Raw genomic sequence first — 20,442 nt, forward strand, 5'->3', positions numbered from 1 at the left:
AGCTGAAAATGCTGGAACAAATGGGCATTGCTGCCAAGGCGGCCTCTTACAAACTCGCGCAACTCTCCAGCCGTGAAAAGAATCAGGTGCTGGAAAAGATCGCCGATTATCTCGAAGCGCAGAGTGAAGAGATTCTGCGCGCCAACGCCGAAGACCTGACGGAAGCGCGCGCCAATGGCTTAAGCGAGGCGCTGCTCGACCGCCTGGCGCTTAACCCGGCGCGTCTAAGCGGCATTGCGAACGATGTTCGCCAGGTGTGCAATCTGGCCGATCCGGTTGGCCAGGTGATCGACGGCGGTCTGCTGGACAGCGGTCTGCGCATCGAACGCCGCCGCGTGCCGCTGGGCGTGGTGGGGGTAATTTATGAAGCCCGTCCTAACGTCACCGTCGATGTTGCTTCCCTGTGCCTGAAAACCGGCAATGCCGCGATTCTGCGCGGCGGGAAAGAGACCTGGCGCACCAATGCCGCCACGGTGAAAGTGATTCAGCGGGCGCTGGAGGAGTGCGGGCTGCCGGCCGCGACGGTCCAGGCGATTGAGAATCCGGATCGCGCGCTGGTTGGCGAGATGCTGAAGATGGATAAGTACATCGATATGCTGATCCCACGCGGCGGCGCCGGTCTGCACAAGCTGTGCCGCGAGCAGTCCACGATCCCGGTGATCACCGGCGGGATTGGCGTGTGTCATATCTATATTGATGATTCGGCCGATATAGCTGAAGCGCTGAAGATTATCGTCAATGCCAAAGTTCAGCGCCCAAGCGCCTGTAACTCGGTAGAAACCTTGCTGGTGAATCAGCATATCGCCGACCGTTTCCTGCCAGCCCTGAGCCAACAGATGGCGGAAAGCGGCGTGACGCTGCATGCTGACGCCGCCACCCTGCCGGTATTGCAAAACGGCCCGGCAAACGTCGAGCCGGTGAAGGCGGAGCAGTACAACGATGAGTATCTGTCGCTGGATCTGAATGTCAAAGTGGTCGCTGGCCTCGACGAGGCCATCGCCCATATCCGCGAGCACGGTACACAGCATTCTGATGCCATCCTGACCCGTACGCTGAGCAATGCCAACCGCTTTATCAACGAAGTGGATTCCTCGGCGGTATACATTAACGCCTCTACCCGCTTTACCGACGGCGGCCAGTTTGGCCTCGGCGCAGAAGTGGCGGTCAGCACCCAGAAGCTGCACGCGCGCGGCCCGATGGGCCTGGAAGCGCTAACCACCTACAAGTGGATTGGTTTCGGCAACGATACGATTCGTGGTTAAGTCAAATCGGCAACGGTAGTAAAATGGGGGCGATTGCCCCCATTTTTTCTTTACTGGTTAATATCCAGGCTATCACAAGCAGAAGAACCATTATTATCAATAATCAAGGTAATATCTTTGTTGTGAAAGTCGCGCATATCAAAAACCACGCTCTCTGCTGTGGCAATATGCTTTTCTACACGATGCGTCGCATCTTTGATAATCACTTTCACTCCGTCAGTTTTCCCGCAGTTTTTATTGACTGACGTAATACGTAAGGTGTCATATTCCCCGACGAACATCCTGACAATAGTCGGTGTTGTTGCGCCTGGGTGGGCGTAGATTCGACCTTCACGATACATACTAAACTGCCCCCAGGTGTCGCCTTTCTCCACTGCCGCGCTTAGATAACTCTCTGTAAGATTATTTTCATACTCCGCTTTCCATGAGGGGTAGGAACGGGAAAATTCATCAATCATGCTTCTGTATTCATCGATTGTATACGGTCTGATTTTTTCATAGACGTATGCCTGAACACCGCCGCTAAGTATAAATGGCTGACTGACTCTTTTATAAGCGGCACCAATTCCCTTACCTTCCAGGATAAGATTATTTGGCAGATATATAACCTGTTGTCCATGAATTCCAAGATGCGTTTGAGCTGGATCGGTCACAATCGCATAACGAGAACTAAAGGCTTCAGTAGCCAGCTTATCACGCAAATCTACCTGCGAGACGTTGGCGATATGGCTGACAAACGATGCCGGTGATATGGCTGAAAACAGATCATTATTAAGTGAACCGCTGGATGCAAAAACAGCCACCTTATCATCTGGCTCAACACGCGCACTCATAAAGGCAATCAGCTCATGGTAATGGTCAAAGTTTTCTAATCTGAGAGGATACTCTTTGCCAGGAAGATAGCGGCTGACTAATTCCGGTTTACCAAATGGTTTTGAATATGTGCTAATAAAGACTGCAACCGTAAGTAATGAGAATGCGATCGTAAGTGTTATCGCCAGTCCTTTGTTTAACCTGTCAAAGAATAGTTTTAAAGCCGAAAGCACGAGTATTGCCAACCAAAAACAGAATGGCATTCCATGCTGCATCCCTGGTGTCTGTGTTCGGGTAAATATAATATAGGTGATAATAAAATTAGCTAATGCAAAAGCACAAAGAACTTTAAGACGAAAACTGGTTCCGAAAACAATATACAAGCCTCCCAAAACAATTAATGGCAGCAAATATAAACCAGCATAGTTCAGGGTTATAAAGAACGTTGCTTGCTCTGTCGCCTTGTATGCAGAATAAATATCAGAATAGTTTGTCGTCAGTATTCTCTCAGCCAGTTCGAACTGAAAAACACAGACTAAAAAAATCACTACCAGCCCAGAAAGAGTAAAGAAAATAAAGTATTTAAATATTCTTTCCTTACTAAACCTGGCCGCTTCACCAAACAAAAATGTATTCAAAAAAGGCAACGTAACAAACAAGGAAACTACGCTATAGGCATACCATCGCCGGAATGCAAAGGGCAACCATAGTAATACTCCCATTGCGATTGCAAGTAATACAAAACGGGCTCCCTGGTATTTTAAGATATTAACTTTAAACAAAATCAAGCAGCACAGCGATAGTGGAATCATTCCTATGATATCAGGATAGCCGCGCAAGGTTGGTGTGACAAAAGGAATAAAACTTGCCAGAAAAACAAAGATATACGGCTGGTATTTGTTGTCCACACCTGCAGCAGTCGCAAACAAACGCATTGCAATATAAGCAAATGGTAAAAAATAAAGAATATACACACCCAATATGTAAGCTTCCCGATTTCCTATCGGCAGATAGTTAAACGGGATCAGTGCAATGACTGGCAAAGGGTTATAATCAGCTGAATAGACTGAATATTTTATACTAGCAAGCCATTGACTAAATGAGTCATGCAGTAAGCCAGTATACTCATTCCATACTACCCAGTAAAATCTGGAATCCCATGTATAAGCCTGATTTTCACTTGCCACAAAGGAATAACAAAGTACTGATAATATGGCGATGAAAACCACATACTGTATTCTACTGATTATTTTTTCGTTATTCATCATCAACCTTCTGCTGCGTTGTTTTTTCGATAAAATATTTAGGACGACCTTTAGACTCCATATATATCTTACCGACATACTCACCAATGATGCCTAACGATAGCATCTGTACACCGCCGAGGAAGAAAATAGCGATCATAACTGAGGCCCACCCTTCAACGGTATTTCCTGAGAATTTCTCAAACAGCGCATAAATTGCTGCAAACACCGAAAGAATACTGATCGCAAACCCTGAGATAGCGATAATCCTTAATGGGGTAATGGTCAGAGAAGTGATGCCTTCAATTGCCAGGGCAAGCATTTTTTTTAATGGATACTTCGACTCACCAGCCAGACGAACTGTTCTCGAATATGCAACCTGAGTGGAACGATAACCAATCAGTGGCACTAATCCGCGTAAATATAAATTTTGCTCTTTAAAGCTCAGCAACGCCTTTTTAGCGCGATCGCTTAACAATCTGAAATCGGCATGCTGAGGAATCTGCTGAACGCCCATCCACTTCATACAACTATAAAAGAGACCCGCGGTTTTTCTTTTAAATGGAGAGTCAGATGCCCGATCATTACGTACACCATATACGATCTCATTACCATTGAGGTACTCTTTAACCATTAATGCAATAACAGAAGTATCATCCTGAAGATCTGCATCAATGCTCACAGTAATATCCGATTCGGCGGCCTCAAGACCCGCAACCAGGGCTACCTGATGACCACGATTTCTTGAAAGCTTAACCCCTTTAACCGTTGAGTAATCCATCGATGCTTGAGCAATCAACTGCCACGTTGAATCACAGCTGCCATCATCAACGAATAAAATATAGCTATCAGCTGAAATCAGTGTTGCCGTGACTAATTCCGCCAGAACCGCTTGTAATTCAGATAAGCAGTGACTGAATACTTCTTCCTCGTTATAACATGGCACAACAATAGCCAACTTTGGTTGTTTCATTATTTCATCACCCAGAGTTTATTAATTAAAAAACCAGCAATTGTGTAAACAATCATGCCACATAACTGAGATATATAAATCAAATCAGGGAATATTAATAAAAATATTTTAACTGTTATAATATTAGCTACCCAGCACATTGCACAAGATGCCAGAAACTTTATAAACCGTTTGCCGGTCAGCGCTATTGAAAAGGTAAACAACGAATTAACCACAAAACTAAAGAGAATACCTACCACATATCCCATGGCATTTGATAGATATACTCCAACCCCGGCAGACATTAATAAAAATATCACCACCGCAGTTATTGCTGTATTCAATAACCCCACCATTACATATTTCAATGCGGGATTAGAAAGTATTTTTTTCACTGCATCATCCTGTTATTAACCGCGACTGATTTTATCATTTAGGGGAAAGCTGACAACTACTAAGGTTGGCCCATTACCTTTAGTTGCATACAGTTAGCATTTTTTACGGCTCTTATAGGCTGCAGTGATAGCGTTTTGAAAGCGTGTAGCTAAAGAGCAGCTCGCGCCAATACCCTGCACAATTCAGGTCAATGATCGTCGTAGAAGTGGACAATTTGATGCTTAATACCATGCAGGCGCTGGAAAAATAGCCATTCGGTACAAGAGGGCATTGACGCCCCCTCCACTTAGTTTTAACCTTTTACCCCGTGATTCACATTCGTGAAGATGTCCTCTTCAGGGCCGATATAGCTCAGTTGGTAGAGCAGCGCATTCGTAATGCGAAGGTCGTAGGTTCGACTCCTATTATCGGCACTCTCTAAGAAAATCAATAACTTAGGTTGAAATACCCAAGAAATTGTATCTTCTAAAATCACATCCAAACGCCTGTGTGTTGTACTGGCTTTGGTATCGTACAACATATGGGCAGGTAGTTACCAGGCTCAACCCTGTACAGATTTCACTTTGAAGCCAGAAGACGTCGCCAGCGTCTCTAATCCTCATACCAAAACCCTTAGCAAAGTTCCGCGCTTCGTGCGGCGCTCAATGATGCAACACCTTGTGAAAGGTCGCAGAGAATAAACAGGCGTAATGTTGGGAAGACTAACCGGATCGGTAAAGAGTCCGGCTCTGCCACGGTTTCGATCACCGGAGTATAACGATCACCTGATAAGAGAACCTGCTAAGGCTCTAACGTCCCTGCGAAGGGATCAAATTACCTGCGGGAGTCGCTTCGCTCCGCCCTTTCTTATGTGCCCAACACGGCACGTAATGGTCACTTATTGCCTTTTGATGTCGAACCCGTTGTATCTTTACTTGTAACTTGAATGTTTCTTAATCTGCCTTTGTAACCCACAGGAACCTACTCAGGAGGCACAATCATGAACAAATCAGCGGCAACTAAACGCAACAATCGCAAAATCCATGCTCGTAAGTTTCTGGCAACACCAGAGGGCAAGGCCTGGCTCGAGCGGAAGCAGGCCGAAGAGGCTGAGTTGAAACTTGTTTCTGAGCTAAGGAAGTTTGTCTGAAAACTTAGCTTTTTATAGACGTTTGGTTATGGCATCTGTCATGCTCGCCATTGCGGTAGCTATATTTGCGACTGTTTCAATGGATGTATCAGGGGCAAAAAAGATAAGATAGAAAATACTTAGAAGACTAATAGTGTTTATTACTATGCCAAAAATGTATCGGTATGGTGAAAGAAAACGCATAAATCCTCCTAAGGGGTAATTCATAGGAGGATTCTACCCAACCACTTCCAACAAGCGCAATATGGGTATCTTAGGATATTAGTTTACTCATATGCTCAATCTACGTCAACAAAAAAATGATATAGATTGTAGGTGTCTGTTAAACAGAGAATTATTCTGATCGTATAAATTGCAATTATTAAAAAAATGGTTCAAAATCACACAAATGTAAGGTTTTGTAAATGGCAAGATGGAAATTACTCCCGGCCATTGCTGGCACTTTAACCGCTTGACCTTGCTCTACGTTGCATAGCGCGAGCGGTAACGCCATAATGCTGCTGTTCTGCATTTCCTTCTCTCCGTTGGGAATGTGGAATACGGCGGGGGCGGGCTTCTTGGTGGTTGGCTGCCCCTGCCACTTGTTGATCAACTGCTCTTCTAAGGTTTGTTGGTAACAGGTGACGCTGTATCGTCGTCCCTGCAAATTTCACCACTTGCGTATAAACGCACACCGTAACCCCACACCACATAAAGCTGGTGATCGGCTTCTCTTCCTTGTTCACTCTTCTGAATCCTCTGTATTGAATGTTTTCGTATACGGACATTTCCCCTTAGTTACGTAGGTGAATGTGTACATCCTGTTTTGATACGTACATAACGTCCTACCGTTCTCCGTCTGTTCCTCCTCTGGGTTTGTCATTGTTATTTGAGTTGCTATAGCCTGACTACTGACAGCCATTAGACTGATTAAAATTAGTTTTTTCATCATATTAGATCACCATCTGATATGTAAGATTAACCTCATCTTGAGTTATATCGAGATATGTCATAGTAACTGCTGGGCTGCTATGGTTGAGCATCCGAGAGATGACCTCGAGAGGAGTTCCAGCCTTCAGCAGAGCACGAGCACGAGTTTTTCTGGCTGAGTGGGTAGCAACACTGATTCCCTGCTCTACAATCCCCTGAGACGCTTCCTTTATGGCTTGAGCTACAAACACACGTGACACTGGTTTAGGCTCCTGGCCCTTAACACGGTTACTCTTGGACTGGAAGACAAAGACGTCATCTGGATTCTGTTTCTGGCGACGTTTAAGTAGCTTTAGCGCCTCAGTGTTCAAAACCAATTCACGCTGTTTGCCCGTCTTCCCCTCCTTGAGTCTTAGAAACTTCCCTTGTACGTCATCGTACCTAACCGACAACAGGTCACTGATACGCAACGCAAGTTGTAGATTTAGCTTCCAGGCATCAGCAGCAACCTCGCTGCGCTGACGCAATACAGCCTCGATTTGTTTAGCCTGTTCTGGGGTAACTGCTGATGTTTTCGCCATGATTACCACCCTCTAATTTAGATTACATAATGAAGATTATGATTGATCATTTTTAGATCATTTTCAAGTAGTTAGTTTAAAAGTTAGATTTCTTTAGTTTAGGTGAATGTCACTCCCACTTTTAGCCCTGCCCACGCAGAAACGGGGATAGGTTGTCCTGTACCTGACTAAAAATATCAGAGGCATTTCTGGGCAATTAGGCGCTAATTAACCCCCTATTTTAATCGATTTAATTTGGTGGTTTTTTGCTCTACATCCGAGGTGCTTAACACCGTCACATCACATTTAATAATCACGCTAATAATTTCAAAATATCATGATGCCGTATAGTGACTACTTGCATAAGAACTGAATACATCATGCATATAACAGGTCAAACGGGTGTTTGGTAACTGTTATTTATTTTAAGTGATTGATTTTAATGCATTTTGTTAATAATAATTTAGATTACTGTTTGGTAAATTGTAATCTAACCACTCTGATCACCACGTCATATTGCCCTCATTCCACGCAACATCACCGACATCGCGTCATGATATTTCCCTCATTGATCACCACTCAATCAAGAATTATTCTCACCCAAAGCACTGATCATTTATACAGCAAAAAATTTATTCAAAAATTGAAGATTTTTATAATTGTTATATTATAACAATGAGGGGAAGGATGATATTGTTAAGTAATTTAACTGTTAACTAAAACAAGCGTGATTTGGTTTACGGGGATGAACTGTCAATAGTTGTTTTGCTCCACCTGTAGTTATGATCACATTTCAATAAAGTTTCATTTTACTTTTTATTGTTGAAAGTTAACTTTAAACGTGAACTTCACACACAGCAAAGCAAAAGGAAGATGAATATGGCAGAGAGATTTAAAGCGTCAGAGTTTAGAGACAGTGTTGGGGTACTCGCCGAATACGCTCGTGAAGCTGAACAGCTTGATAATGATAAGAATTTTTATTATCAAGAAGCTAAGACTGTATTAGAATCTTTAAAAACTCAGGCAAGTATAATAGATACAGGGGAAAAGCTTGATTATATTGTTTTTAAGTTTGGTCCTGATTTGAAATTTAGATTTGAGTTGATTAACAAAATAAAATTCGTAGAGGGTGAGCTACGCCTGTATGAGAGTACAAGTTTTCTAAAGGAATGTTTAAGTGATATTTATTCTTATTCATTCACCTTCGATTCACATAATAACTTTAGTGATGTTGAAGAAGTATTAGATGATTCAGATTTCAGAAAGCATTTCAGAACAATTCTTTTAAAACTAATTAATCAGATAATAGCTGAGTAAATATAACATTCAAGGGAGGCGTACCTCCCTTTAGCCATGGAGAAATTGCCATGCAGTGAACAGAATTTCCGGCTTTAGTTGACCTTATGATTCTCTTTAGAGAAGCATATTGCCTATGCTATAAAATGTATAATGGATAGATCACCATAGCATAATAGGTAATGCATAGTTTACCATAGCTAACAATCACATAATGCATTAAAGATAATACGCGATGCTGGAGCGATAGCGAACAGGTCAGCGTATAGTTATTAATCATAATAGTTAATAAGTTCAATTATATTAACTTTATATTATTTATAAAACTATTAAATATGATCATCATACGCGACTCCACTGTCGCGGGAACATTCAGGCTATTACAAAGGATTAATAAAAACATTAACATAGCCTGATGATATGCACATAGCGTCATAGCTAACGATTGAACGATACAAACTATTCAATCTATTATCTATTCCTGATATAACCACACTAACACTATTAATAATCAAACGTGGTAAACCTTGCTTATTGATTATTAACACTATTATTGTGATAACTGATTATAAATTGATAACTCATTTTCATTCGTGATCAACCAACAATCAGTCACGTTCTCTATCCTCTCCTAATTTAAAATGTCACTTTTTATTTCTTAAGTGTCTTTAGATTTAAAATATGACATTTTTAACGATGCTGTGATCTACCGGAGAGGAGAACGTAAACGTCAACTAAAGCCGCCCGCTTGCGGGTGAGCCATCATAAAGATTGACAGCAGGACAGGGAATTTGATATTATTCGATTCGTAAAAATATATCTAAAATAGATGTTGACATAGTTCTGTCATTCATGTAATATAGTAGTAGGAAAGCAAAAAACCTAAACGCAAAGCACTTTGAGCCATTCCTTGGCTGCAAGGTGTGATTTTATTTATTCATACCCAACGGAGGCCTATTGAAATACTTCACAATTGAACAGGTAGTAGAGGCATTAAAAACTGGCGCAGCACGCCGCCACCAGATTTATGACAATTTTGCTCAGGCACGGTATCGCGGATTCACAGAACGCGCAGCCCTATTTAAAACTGCTCTTGAGATTTTCGATCAATGGAAAAAGGAGAACAAAAAATCATGAACATTCGTTTTAGCCCCGATACTCACAAACTCTTAATAGCTCGTGCCAATCGAGAGGATAAGCCCGCAGCCGCACTGGTAAACGAACTAATCACAGCAATCCTAAAGCAAGAGGAACTAAATGAACAAAACGGAACAATCTCCAAAACTAAAAATCGTTAATGCCATCTGTGGTAGTGGAAAAAGCTACAATCTCAAACAGCATATAAAAACCAATCCTGACAGGCGAATTCTGATAGCTGTCCCGACTCACGATTTAGCCTCCCAGACACAATCTGACCTCCAGAAACTCGGCACTCCTGCGTATCACAATCAGGTAGACAGGGGCGAGAGCGCAACACGATCATTAATAAACGCGCTGGATGATGATTTTGGGCGAAATGTTGTCATTGTCACCCATGAATGCCTGCTACATTTTTGTCTATATGCCTACTGTGATGAGAAAACCCAGTATAAATTAAGCCAGTTTGATATCTTTATCGATGAAATCCCTTCTGCATGGTATGGGGCAGAGATTGATTACAAAAATGAGGAATATAAAAAATCAAACTTCCCATTTCTCGGATGGGTAGAGGAACGGGACGGACTGTGGTTCATTCGTGATGAGGACAGAGAAAAGTTTCTTGCATACTACGACGCTGAACACGCCAACAGCAAACTGTTGAAACAGGCTCTATTCTCCATGCTGACAGGTCAGGGAATGCTCCTGGAAGAGGACAAATATTTTTTCTCGTTTACCGCCAACCCAATCCTGTATAGCGCTCTGTGGGCAAAATCATTCACCGTGTTAGGGGCTAATGTCGGAATTAGTGAGTTTGCCTACGCCGCTAAAACTATTCTGAATGCAGAAATCTCGCTGGCTGATGATGAATTGCAGCCGGACCTGATGCGCCGCGTTCATACTGACACAAAACGAATTGAAATGATCCCTGTGTTCAACCAGAAATGCACTAAAAAACTTCTGAGTGAACACTACAGCGACATTCTGAACGGGACACGCAGAGCGCTGAGAGACGGATTCATCTATACGAGCAACAACGATGAACAGCACAGCAACGGATTCTATTACTCCTCACGGGCTGACGACGTTTTAGAGATTGGTGAGCGTGTCTCCATGGCCTCATACGGATTAAACCACTATCAGCACATGCATAAAGCGGCGTTCCTGGGGTGTGCAAACCTGGACAGGACGACTATTGGACACTGGCGAAAATATTGCGATTTGAATGGCTGGAACTGGCAGGAGTTGGAGGAAAAACGCCAGGCAGCATTGAACTATGAAAAGGTCTATCAATTCGTTTCCCGCTGTTCTGTTCGTGTCAGAGGGAACAGCAATCAACAGGTCTATATCGTTCCTGATCTTGGTTGTGCTGAGTATTTAAAACAACACTATTTCCGTGATGCAGTGATCAAACCGGAAATGATAAAAACAGAGAAGAAAAAAAGAGATACAAGCAAGGGTGATAATACGCTGGAAATCGTTAAAAACTATCTCGAACAGGGACTAAAACCAAAACAGATTGCACAACTGACCGGATTAGAACCACGCTATATTAGCAATATAAAACTAAAACTCAAAAAAGCAGCATAAACACAGGAGGAATATTGGCATTAGCGAGAAATACAGTGTTTGAAGAATCGGTTGAATTAGGATTTAACAACAGAAATAAAAAAGTTAGAGTTTCTAAAAAACTAAAACCATTAGCAATTATTAAACTCTACGAAGAATCCCCGCCACTAACACCAGAAGAACAATCAATAATTAACTCTATGGGTGGTGTTAAATGGAAATCTCGCCAAAAGTACATCGGTTTTAAATTCAATCGTGAACCGCTCAAATTTGAATATCTATTTGATAATATAAATGAATACGAGGGTTGGTTGGAGTTCAATAGACTAGAAAATGAAAACTTTACCGGAAATGATCTTGGATTAGATTTTGATGCACCAGGCATCTCTGATTAATAATAATAAAAATAAAGGAAGGTAAAATGATTGATTTTGAACAGCATAAAAATATTGTAGAAGAGTTTGTTGAACAGCATTACCCACTGGCGCATAGCCTGATGGCTGACAGTTATAAAGATGCAGAGATTTACTATTCAAACTTCCAAATTCTCATGCGGGCAATGAATACACTCCCTGAACATCCAGAATACTTTTTAGAATGGTTACTGGAAGCGGATCCAGCTTTGTATATTAATCTAATGGAATTAGTTGTCATCACCAGAACTATTGATAACGTTTTTGACCAAGTGGGGAATAATGAAGAAACTCTCTGAACATCCTACAATCACCTCTGGAAGATATCATACACAGGACGGGAATATTTATATTTTATATGATGATGGCTACTGGCGGCAGAACGTCAACTACCTCGCTGCTATTCCTAATCAGTACGGATGCACCACCTACGAGGAACAGTTAGAGCGGATAGCCAGACTGATTGAAAATGGCAAATTACGTAGTTCCTACACGTCAGGACAGCCTTTTAGTATGCAGGGCGGTAGATTGTATCAGATTAAATAAAAATGCCTTAGAATGCCAGTTTTACACCTTTCTATGTATATTTTGTGGTTACTGAAAAATATTAAAAATGTCTCTAAATAGAGACTCTAAATGTTGACAAATATGTGTTTTAATGGTATTATAAATACATGGGGAGCATATTTAATGGCTCTCTTCCCCGTCTCCTTGTTAATTTAAATCTGAGTTTGTAGTGATTCTCAGATTTTCTCCTGATGGTTCTACGGATAAGGGCGAGCGCAAATCGCCGAACCAAAAAGAATAGGCGTCTATTGGCATTGCGCCTTCCTTGGGAATCCCCATTATTGCTCCGGGCTTCGTTCACCCACCACGATAGATAATGGGGCAATTCTCAATGTGTATTTTAATAGTGCATATTGAGAATTGTTCCTCCAAAAGTTCAATTCAATCAACGTTCTCTTCTGTATCAAGGCCACGCTAAATAGTGGCCTTTCTTTTATACTTTGCAAAGTAAAAGGATTTTAAAAATGGTAACTATTCATAAAGGCACATTTACCGCCAGCGGGAAAATCCCAGTTACGCTGTTGGTTGATGATGTCGAAACGGCTAACGAGCTAATCAAACTCGCTAAAGCTGCAAATGTTCCTGTTGTAGAGCAGGAAGAAGATATTTCAAAATCTACAATCAATCCAGTATTCAAACATCTGGATAAGATTGCATCCAAAAAATAATAAATAGGAGACTCTAAAATATGTCTTTTTTTGAAAAATATGGTGAAACCTTTTCGGGTCGCCGTGGATACGTGCGTGATACCGTTGTTGCCTATGTGAGTGATGGTGTTAAACAGGATGAACTAGTTAAGCTGTCATCGGCTATTCCTGCCGATTTGCCTGTTGGTTCTGTCGTAGACTCAACCGGGGCACTCATCACCGCTGCTGCTGATGCTGATTATGTTGTAGTTGAATTTGCTAAAGCTGGTTCTACCGCAATTGTTGTTGCGAATCCATATCATACCATTTTAAAAAAATCAGGTCTGATTACCAACGGTGTTGACGTCAATAGCGTCGTTGAACAACTCCAGGCGCTGCACCATTCGTTTGCAGATTTCGCCACTGTTGCGCTGCGCACAACCTGATCAATCCTATAACTAAAATAATAAAGAGGATTTAAAAATATGCCTTTTGATACCCGCAACAATGCCTTCGAGTATTCAAGTCCATTCGAATATTCCAACGAAAATAACCTGATTATTACCAACTTGGGACTGTTCGAAGAGGAAAATCACACTAAAAACTCAATCCTGCTGGACAAAATCCTGATTGAATCAAATGAAACGGCGCCTGAAAAAATGCCTTATGCTCAAAGTGACTGGAACAGCGCCCAACGCTCTGACTATACCAGTATTCTCTATGATATGGTTTACACAAATAGTCTGAATACCGTTTCAAGCCGTGATATCGAACTCCTCCGCGCTCCCGGCAGTGACCATGAAGAAAATATTGCTATGGTTCTGGCTGAGTACTCGCAACGTCAGTACTCGCAGATTTCCAACACTGTTGAACAATATCTGATTGATGCTCTGTTTGGTCTCAAAGTTGAATCTCAGTATGCAGGTCAGGGAAACATTGACTTCCTGGCAGGCAATGCTAAAACGTCTTACGTGATGAATGTTGCTAATACCGCAAACGTATTTGAACAACTGGATGAAGTTAACCGAATCATCAACGTTAAATTAGGATCTGGTCTCGCCAAAAAGCGTAAAGGTACAGTTATCCTTGCTGCTGGCAATGCCGCTAAAGCTTTGAAGTATCATCAATCTATCAAAGATTACATGGTGTACACCCTCAGCCTTAATGATTCTGACAACTTTGCTACTAAAATCGTTAGTCAGAACCCAGCGTTTAGTTCCTGGAAACTGGACACTGTAAACGTCATTGACGTCACGGGTTATACTGAAATCACAGATTATATTGGCGAAAACGGCTTTGCTGTTGTGCCTATGGTCGATGGTGGATTCAAACTCCATACCGGGATTGGCGTGAGGCATAGCCGTCTGGGTCGTGAGCCAGGCCTTGTGCATCAATATATGACTGATGTAGACCGCATGGGATGGCCTGCTATCCATACCGAAAGCGCATTCCTGCCACAGGTTAATGTACCAGACTCAATTGTATTTGGTTCTGTCTCCAGCTAATGATTTTCACAGCAGCATTAGTCGTGCTGTTTTTTGAATATTGGGTTGGTCAACATCAAATACCAGCCCACATCATTTTAATATTTCTCTGGAGATTATACAGCAAATGGCAAAAATAGAACTTACAGATTCCCAGGGAAATAAGTATTCCCTGGATGTTACAGATGGCGAACTTTTCAGATTATTTAATATTACCCGCTTATCGCAAAAAGTCGGCCTCAACAAATACACACTGAGCGCGCGGGTATGCAGACAATACCCCGATGGTGAGTATCGAAGTCTGGTAACAGCACTAAAAAAATAAATAAAAAATATATTAATCTAAAGCCTCTACCCGTCAAGGGCGGGGCTTTTTTATTATGGAGTCTCTAAACATGAGTGGAAGCAAAATAACCGCCGCGACTTTGGTAAACGTCGTCAAATTCAAAACAGACCAAGCAAGCCTAAAAGCTGTCAGAAATGATATGAAGAAATTGCAAAAGGAATTCTCTAAGACAGAGAGAACTATAGCCAAAGCAAAAATGCAGGCTCAAAAACAGGCCTACAGTGCACAAATGCAGCAGCAGAAACAGGTTCAAAAACAACAGAAGCAAGCTGCAAAACAGACTGCTGTAGATGCTAAAGCAAAAGCTAATGAACAGAAGAAACTGGCAGCAGCGCAAGCACGCGCTTTAAAAATTCAGCAACAGCAGCAAGCCAAAACCGCCAAAGTTAGCGAGAATGCAGACCTAGCAAGAAAACGTGCTGCCTTCCAACTTGGACGCCTCCAGAATATGAGCGGAGCCGATCGCTACGCTGCGATAAAGCAGGCTAATGCCATTGTGGATGCCTATGCACGAGGAAATCAAAGCCTCAAATCGATGAGCCAGGCTCTGAGTCAACATCTTGTCACCCAACGTAGTATTTCCAGAAATAATTCAAAACAAGCTAAACAATCTGCTCAGGGGAAAAAATTGGGTTCATCTGGTTGGGTTGCACGCAATGCAGCAGCAATCCTCCCTGTTGATCAGTTGTTGGGACCAACCGCAACCGCATTCCTAGGACAGCAGGCGTATCAAATCATCTCTGGAACCCTGGCGGGAGCCATTGAGAGAAACCAGGGCAGGAAGATGATTAGTTCCATGGGTTTAAATCCTCTGGAAGCTGACGCCGCCATCCAGGAAACTCTAAAACGAACTGGTTTTAATATGAGCTATGAAAAGATTTCTGACATAGCAAAAGATACCCAGGACAAGATCGGCCAATTAAGTCTTGGCGAGTGGAAAACAGATAAAAAAACAGGGCAATCGTCATATTCTGGCGGAGGCGAAATGGGAGATTGGCTCCAGATGATGGTTAATCGCGGAGGCTATACCCAGCAAGGTGCATTAGCAACATTGAGAAATGTTAAAGGTCCGGTTGAGTTAGCTGTGTTACTGGAAGGGTTACGTAAAAGTGCAAAACTTACAGACTCTGAATTCACTGCTTTAGCCGAAGTAATAAACGACTTTTCTTATTTAGCTAAATCTGTCGATGCTTCTGGCAAAAATGTAATTGACACTATGAATCTGCTTGTTAATAGCGGTCTGGCACTTAATAGCCAACAGCATAAATCCATCGATAATCTATCGCAGATGTCGATTGTATTCGATAACGCCAGAAATGCATTAGGTGATCAATTTGCTGCTTCTTTTAGCAAAGGACTGGAAGACCTTGGAATCAATACGCAGAATCTTTCCTCTGAAATGGGTTCACTGGTGCCTCTGGTTAAAGATTTGGGGACGGGGACGGCTCAGACTGTGAAAGGCTTTAAAGATTTACTCGATGTCCTTTCTATTATCACAGAATGGAAAAATAAACTTCTCGGAACTGATAAGCCAGAAGACAGGAATATCCTTCAGCAAGGGGCTACATTTGTTGGGGAATCACTGCTGCCACCGGGTGTCCTTGATATGGCTGGTAAAGTGAAGACCTGGTTAACGCCAGAGGGAAACTCAGTTGCTGCACAGGCTCAGAGTGGAGCGCTAATGAATCAAATGATGGTGCAGACCCCAGCTATGCAGTATCAACCTGTTATCCCGGATTTAAAGGCTGATTTTAATCTTACCGTAAATCCATCTCCTGAATTTGGAATGATGGTGGAGGCGGTCGCTGATAAACGGATTGAATGGGCATTCGATGACCAGAATTTCCAAATCAGTCAAAGCATTTTAGGGGAATAAATAAGAGGGGCTGCCTGTATACAGGTTAGCTTTGCTAATCCACAAAGTGGACAAGGGGCATCAAGCCCCTTTTTCTATTTCTGGATAGCGTATCAACTCGATATATTGCCGTAGCTCAACAGGAGAAGCGGAATTTTTGCTATAAGTTTTGAAACTTTCTGTAGAGCCGCGCTCGTGACCGAGCAGAAGGGCAATTCTATCCTCTTGTACGGGCTTTAGCTTTCCGGTTCCCACCCCGCCCCTGTCGAGAATTTGAGCTACCCCATGACGCAACGAGTGGAAAACTTTTCTTTCAGTCCCCTGCTCTCCCAATGCCTTGCGTTTAGCACGTGTAAAACGCTGTGTGTGCCACGTTGAGCGCTTCCCGTCTGCACGGTCAATCATTGAGGCACGATAGAATAAAAAGCCGTTGTAGGGCTTCTCACGAAGCGACAACACCAACGGAGTGATCAGGCTATGGCATGGGATGACCCTGGATGCCGATCTTGTCTTCCCTTCCGTTACTTCAAAACATAATACCCCTTCAATTTCTCGGATGTTGGCTGCACGTAACGAACAGATTTCATTAAGGCGCATACCGCTATACATGCCGATCAGCGTTACATTCTGCATTTCTTCATCACCTTCCAGGGCAGAGAAGACTTTCGCCAGTTCAGTAGGAGTAAAAACCTCATAACTAGCCCTACTCTCTGCAACATCCAGTTTATGACCCCTCCAGGGTGATTGAGACCTCTCCGGGGCATCTTCATATCGTGACGATGCCAAATCCCAAATTTGAGCCATGGCGCTGATATAATTAGCGATTGTTTGTTGCGATCGCTTCTTCTGAAGAACATCAATCCAGGCTGTAACTGTGGTTCGGTTTACCTCGTTGAGTGCGATATCACGTTTACGAAGATGATCGAGAAATACCTCTACCGCCTTTTTAGTTTTAGATAGCGTTGTAACTTTCTTTTTGTTGCTATTTTGTAAAAGGTAAATATCCAACATCCCACGTAAAGCAGGACATTTATTAATAACCTGCACCTTTGTTGCTGCCTTCGCGTATTTTGCCTTGCTTCGAAGTAACTCGATCACGTCTGCCACACTATCTGGCCTGTCTGGAAGGATGGCATCTCGCAAACGGTGAAACTCATCCGCTATCTGATCACGCTTCATTCTGGCTATTTTTAGTTCATTGGTTGATAGGGTTCGAACTAACGTTTTTCTTCCACTAAACAGGGATTGCATGTAGTCAGGTAATGCAATTCTCACATGGTAAAAACCATACGGATCACAAATGAGATATTGATTCGGTCTGTAGCGACCATGCTTGAATTTCATCTTTTACCCCGCTAAAGTTAACGGGCGTTTGTATTGTGTTTTTGTACGTATAAATTGTACTGTGAGCGCATTCGGTTCGTAGAATCAATAACTTATGAAGTAAGTTATTGGAATCGAAGGTCGTAGGTTCGACTCCTATTATCGGCACCATCTCAACTTCCCCAAACGTCCGCATTCATCCATAACCACATTGATTTATAAAGATTTTACCGCTTTTTAGTCCATCATCGTCCGCAACCATCCAGTAGAATCCGATACGGAATGTGTATATGTGTTTTTAACGATATGCAGATTCGCCGCACGAAGCCTGAGGCTAAAGCCTGTACACCTGAAGATGGCCGGGGATTATCTTTGCTTATAGAACCGAATGGCAGCAAGAGCCGGCGGTTTCGTGATCATTACGCGGGTAAGTCCGCAATGCTGTTGAAAAGATAAACAAATGTCGGCACGAGATGCCTCCGCCAGTATGCAGGCATTTTACGGGCTATTTTCCCGTAAGCAGGCACAGCCAGTCGGTTGGATTAAACCGTCAGAGCGGCTCAACATGCTACGTACAATTGCAGCATGTCGCAGCGGATAAATGCCGGTCCATTTGCAAACATTGTGGGGTTGAACCGGCACTGATTACCGCTAATGCGGGCTGAAAATCGGCAGGGCAAAAATGCCTGAGAGGGGGATTATCAGCGGCTGTAAACCACCCGCCGCGCCATTGCAATGTGCTTTTTTGGCTGCACGTCTTCCGCTAACCGCGGGCGAGCTCGAATAGCTGGCCTGCCGCCGGAGTCAGACCTGACATATGGATACAGGCATGGACCATGCCCTGCAATCGCTCGCTGCGCACCTTAACGCCAGCTTTCTGCAGCCGTTGCGCATACTCTTCAGCCTCATCGCGTAACGGATCATATTCACAGCTCAAAATGGTAGCCGGAGGTAAGCCGCTAAGTGAAGCGGCATGCAGCGGTTCGGCGTAGGGATGACGACGCAGGCCAAGATAGTTGTCCCAGCAAAACGCCATCGCATCGTGCGTTAAAAAGTAGCCTTCGGCAAACTCTCGGTAGCTCTCCGTCGCCATATCGCGACTTAACGCCGGATATAACAACAGCTGATGCTCGATATGAGGGCCACCGCGGTCCCGAGCCAACAATGCCGTCGCCGCAGCCATATTTCCTCCAGCGCTATCGCCGCCCACCGCTAACCGACTGGCATCAATCCCCAGACGACGCGCCTGCTCATTAACCCAGCATAGCGCCTGATAGACATCTTCCAGGGGGCGAGGAAACGGATATTCTGGCGCCAGTCGGTAATCAACCGACAGTATTATCCGGCCTGTCGCGTTGGCCAATGCCTGGCAAGGTTGATCGTACAGCGCCAGAGATCCCAGGCACCAACCGCCGCCGTGGGCGAAGAGCATTGCTGGCTGTGCGCTCCCGTCATTTGCCGCTACGGGTTTATAGGCGCGAAGCGTAATGCGATGGCCGTCATCAGCGACAACGACATAATCCTTAATACCTCCGCTCATTTCCCCTTTTCCCTGCAGCTGGCGCAAACCCGTTTCTGTCGTCGCTCTCATATCGGTCAGCGATACGGGCGCTGGTATTCCCGCCAAAGAGGTCAAAAAGTTGGCAATATGCTCATCAAGCGGCATAACGAGTCCCCTCAGACAGAAATGGCACGATCAGCGCGATAAAAACCTCATGGCTCTCTTCGGTAATAAAATGTCCGCAGTCGGCCACCGTCTCGCCGCGCAAGTCATGCGCGTTGCCTTGTAGAGTGGCCAGCGGCGCATTGCCCGTCGCGTGCTCAGCACCTATTGTCAGTACCGGCATAGTTAATGGCGTTTGCGCGCGTAATTGGTTCTGTCGAATGGTTTCCGGAATCGCCCGATAGTACTCAAAACCTGCTCGTAATCCACCCGGAGTCGAATAAGCGGCAATGTAAACCTCTGCGGCAACCCGATCGCGGCGATGAGACCAGCGGTTGAAAATATAGTTGAGATACTGTGATTCACGCCCGTGGGTCAAGGTTTCAGGTAAATCAACCAACTGATTGAACATGAAGTGCCAAAGAAAAATGTTCTCCTCCGGCGCGACAAAAATCGGCGGTGGCGGAGCAAGACCGGGGATCACCGCTTCTGTCAGCACCAGGCGTTCGACTGCTTGCGGAAAATCGCTCGCCATAGCGTAGCCAATCCACATCCCGACATCGTGACCCACCAGACGGTAACGTGAATGCCCCAGTTGCGTCATCATCGTATGCAGCATCACGGCAATACTCCCGGTGTCGTAACCGTCGCGCGGTTTGTCCGAATCGCCGATGCCGGGCGGGTCTACGGCTATCGCCTGAAAACCAGCCGCGGCCAGCGCGCGCATAACATGGCGCCAGGTATACCAGGTCTGTGGCCATCCGGGGATCAGCAGGACTGGCTGCCCTTTCCCTGCGACAACGCAATGGATGCGTTGTCCGTTTACCTTCGTATAGACGTGTTCCATCCCGGGATCCTGTTCGAGGATCTCGTCATATAGCGGTTTCATGGGGGGTTC

The 20,442-nt window shown here is 43.9% G+C and carries 21 protein-coding genes, 1 tRNA gene and 1 pseudogene; 14 read left to right on the plus strand and 9 right to left on the minus strand.

Going from position 1 to position 20,442, the window contains the following annotated elements:
- The first annotated feature begins 8 nt into the window (after positions 1-8).
- A complete protein-coding gene (gene proA / locus GRPL_RS00970; protein WP_032700722.1) occupies positions 9-1,262 on the plus strand; it encodes a glutamate-5-semialdehyde dehydrogenase in 1,254 nt (417 codons plus the stop codon).
- A 50-nt stretch (positions 1,263-1,312) separates the two neighbouring features.
- Here proA and GRPL_RS00965 read toward each other — a convergent pair whose 3' ends face one another.
- From GRPL_RS00965 to GRPL_RS0126095, 3 genes are read right to left on the minus strand one after another with little or no spacing between them, the layout of a single operon-like run.
- Positions 1,313-3,343, minus strand: a complete 2,031-nt coding sequence (locus tag GRPL_RS00965) for a hypothetical protein (protein WP_223849359.1) — start codon at positions 3,341-3,343, stop codon at positions 1,313-1,315.
- Entirely contained in the window at positions 3,333-4,292 is a 960-nt protein-coding gene (locus GRPL_RS00960) for a glycosyltransferase family 2 protein (protein ID WP_032700723.1), read from the minus strand. Before GRPL_RS00960 ends, GRPL_RS00965 begins: the two co-directional genes overlap by 11 nt.
- Entirely contained in the window at positions 4,292-4,666 is a 375-nt protein-coding gene (locus tag GRPL_RS0126095; RefSeq protein ID WP_032700724.1) for a GtrA family protein, read from the minus strand. Before GRPL_RS0126095 ends, GRPL_RS00960 begins: the two co-directional genes overlap by 1 nt.
- A gap of 341 nt (positions 4,667-5,007) precedes the next feature.
- Here GRPL_RS0126095 and GRPL_RS00955 point away from each other — a divergent pair.
- Positions 5,008-5,080: transfer RNA gene (locus GRPL_RS00955), tRNA-Thr, on the plus strand.
- A 566-nt stretch (positions 5,081-5,646) separates the two neighbouring features.
- Complete coding sequence (locus tag GRPL_RS28135; RefSeq protein WP_168157861.1) at positions 5,647-5,796, plus strand: hypothetical protein; 150 nt, start codon at positions 5,647-5,649, stop codon at positions 5,794-5,796.
- A 361-nt stretch (positions 5,797-6,157) separates the two neighbouring features.
- Here GRPL_RS28135 and GRPL_RS00950 read toward each other — a convergent pair whose 3' ends face one another.
- From GRPL_RS00950 to GRPL_RS00945, 3 genes are all read right to left on the minus strand, one after another.
- Positions 6,158-6,442, minus strand: a complete 285-nt coding sequence (locus GRPL_RS00950; protein WP_050500336.1) for a hypothetical protein — start codon at positions 6,440-6,442, stop codon at positions 6,158-6,160.
- 75 nt (positions 6,443-6,517) lie between these two features.
- Positions 6,518-6,724: a hypothetical protein gene (locus GRPL_RS28375; RefSeq protein WP_434799914.1), complete on the minus strand. Its 207-nt coding sequence runs from the start codon at positions 6,722-6,724 to the stop codon at positions 6,518-6,520.
- Between the two features lie 4 nt (positions 6,725-6,728).
- Positions 6,729-7,286: a tyrosine-type recombinase/integrase gene (locus GRPL_RS00945; protein WP_032700726.1), complete on the minus strand. Its 558-nt coding sequence runs from the start codon at positions 7,284-7,286 to the stop codon at positions 6,729-6,731.
- Between the two features lie 858 nt (positions 7,287-8,144).
- On the opposite strand from GRPL_RS00945, the gene GRPL_RS00940 reads away from it, so the two are divergent.
- From GRPL_RS00940 to GRPL_RS00905, 10 genes are all read left to right on the plus strand, one after another.
- Positions 8,145-8,582 (plus strand): hypothetical protein, encoded by a 438-nt coding sequence (locus GRPL_RS00940; protein ID WP_032700727.1) that lies wholly within the window; start codon positions 8,145-8,147, stop codon positions 8,580-8,582.
- A 936-nt stretch (positions 8,583-9,518) separates the two neighbouring features.
- Positions 9,519-9,698, plus strand: a complete 180-nt coding sequence (locus GRPL_RS00935; protein ID WP_032700728.1) for a hypothetical protein — start codon at positions 9,519-9,521, stop codon at positions 9,696-9,698.
- A 120-nt stretch (positions 9,699-9,818) separates the two neighbouring features.
- On the plus strand, positions 9,819-11,288 hold the full coding sequence (locus GRPL_RS26320; protein ID WP_050500337.1) for a DEAD/DEAH box helicase: 1,470 nt from the start codon (positions 9,819-9,821) through the stop codon (positions 11,286-11,288).
- A 14-nt stretch (positions 11,289-11,302) separates the two neighbouring features.
- A complete protein-coding gene (locus GRPL_RS00930; RefSeq protein ID WP_032700729.1) occupies positions 11,303-11,662 on the plus strand; it encodes a hypothetical protein in 360 nt (119 codons plus the stop codon).
- A 26-nt stretch (positions 11,663-11,688) separates the two neighbouring features.
- Positions 11,689-11,979: a hypothetical protein gene (locus tag GRPL_RS00925; RefSeq protein ID WP_032700730.1), complete on the plus strand. Its 291-nt coding sequence runs from the start codon at positions 11,689-11,691 to the stop codon at positions 11,977-11,979.
- Complete coding sequence (locus GRPL_RS27935; protein WP_155274648.1) at positions 11,963-12,226, plus strand: hypothetical protein; 264 nt, start codon at positions 11,963-11,965, stop codon at positions 12,224-12,226. Before GRPL_RS00925 ends, GRPL_RS27935 begins: the two co-directional genes overlap by 17 nt.
- Positions 12,227-12,711: 485 nt before the next feature.
- Positions 12,712-12,915, plus strand: a complete 204-nt coding sequence (locus GRPL_RS00920; RefSeq protein ID WP_032700731.1) for a hypothetical protein — start codon at positions 12,712-12,714, stop codon at positions 12,913-12,915.
- A 20-nt stretch (positions 12,916-12,935) separates the two neighbouring features.
- Positions 12,936-13,319: a hypothetical protein gene (locus tag GRPL_RS00915; RefSeq protein WP_032700732.1), complete on the plus strand. Its 384-nt coding sequence runs from the start codon at positions 12,936-12,938 to the stop codon at positions 13,317-13,319.
- A gap of 39 nt (positions 13,320-13,358) precedes the next feature.
- Positions 13,359-14,378 carry a major capsid protein gene (locus GRPL_RS00910; protein ID WP_032700733.1) on the plus strand — a complete coding sequence of 340 codons (1,020 nt, stop codon included), beginning with the start codon at positions 13,359-13,361 and terminating at the stop codon, positions 14,376-14,378.
- Positions 14,379-14,752: 374 nt separating this feature from the next.
- Positions 14,753-16,579, plus strand: a complete 1,827-nt coding sequence (locus GRPL_RS00905; protein WP_032700734.1) for a hypothetical protein — start codon at positions 14,753-14,755, stop codon at positions 16,577-16,579.
- 60 nt (positions 16,580-16,639) lie between these two features.
- Here GRPL_RS00905 and GRPL_RS00900 read toward each other — a convergent pair whose 3' ends face one another.
- A complete protein-coding gene (locus GRPL_RS00900; protein WP_050500338.1) occupies positions 16,640-17,902 on the minus strand; it encodes a tyrosine-type recombinase/integrase in 1,263 nt (420 codons plus the stop codon).
- Positions 17,903-18,163: 261 nt separating this feature from the next.
- On the opposite strand from GRPL_RS00900, the pseudogene GRPL_RS27940 reads away from it, so the two are divergent.
- A pseudogene (locus GRPL_RS27940) lies at positions 18,164-18,325 on the plus strand (Arm DNA-binding domain-containing protein); the annotation flags it as partial.
- Between the two features lie 319 nt (positions 18,326-18,644).
- On the opposite strand, the gene GRPL_RS00895 reads toward GRPL_RS27940, so the two are convergent.
- Together GRPL_RS00895 and GRPL_RS00890 are read right to left on the minus strand one after the other, a co-directional pair.
- Positions 18,645-19,547 carry an alpha/beta hydrolase gene (locus GRPL_RS00895; RefSeq protein WP_032700735.1) on the minus strand — a complete coding sequence of 301 codons (903 nt, stop codon included), beginning with the start codon at positions 19,545-19,547 and terminating at the stop codon, positions 18,645-18,647.
- Positions 19,537-20,433, minus strand: coding sequence for an alpha/beta fold hydrolase (locus GRPL_RS00890; protein ID WP_032700736.1), 897 nt, complete (start codon positions 20,431-20,433; stop codon positions 19,537-19,539). Before GRPL_RS00890 ends, GRPL_RS00895 begins: the two co-directional genes overlap by 11 nt.
- Positions 20,434-20,442: the final 9 nt, after the last annotated feature.

It is taken from the genome of Klebsiella planticola ATCC 33531, from assembly GCF_000735435.1.
Lineage (GTDB): Bacteria > Pseudomonadota > Gammaproteobacteria > Enterobacterales > Enterobacteriaceae > Klebsiella > Klebsiella planticola.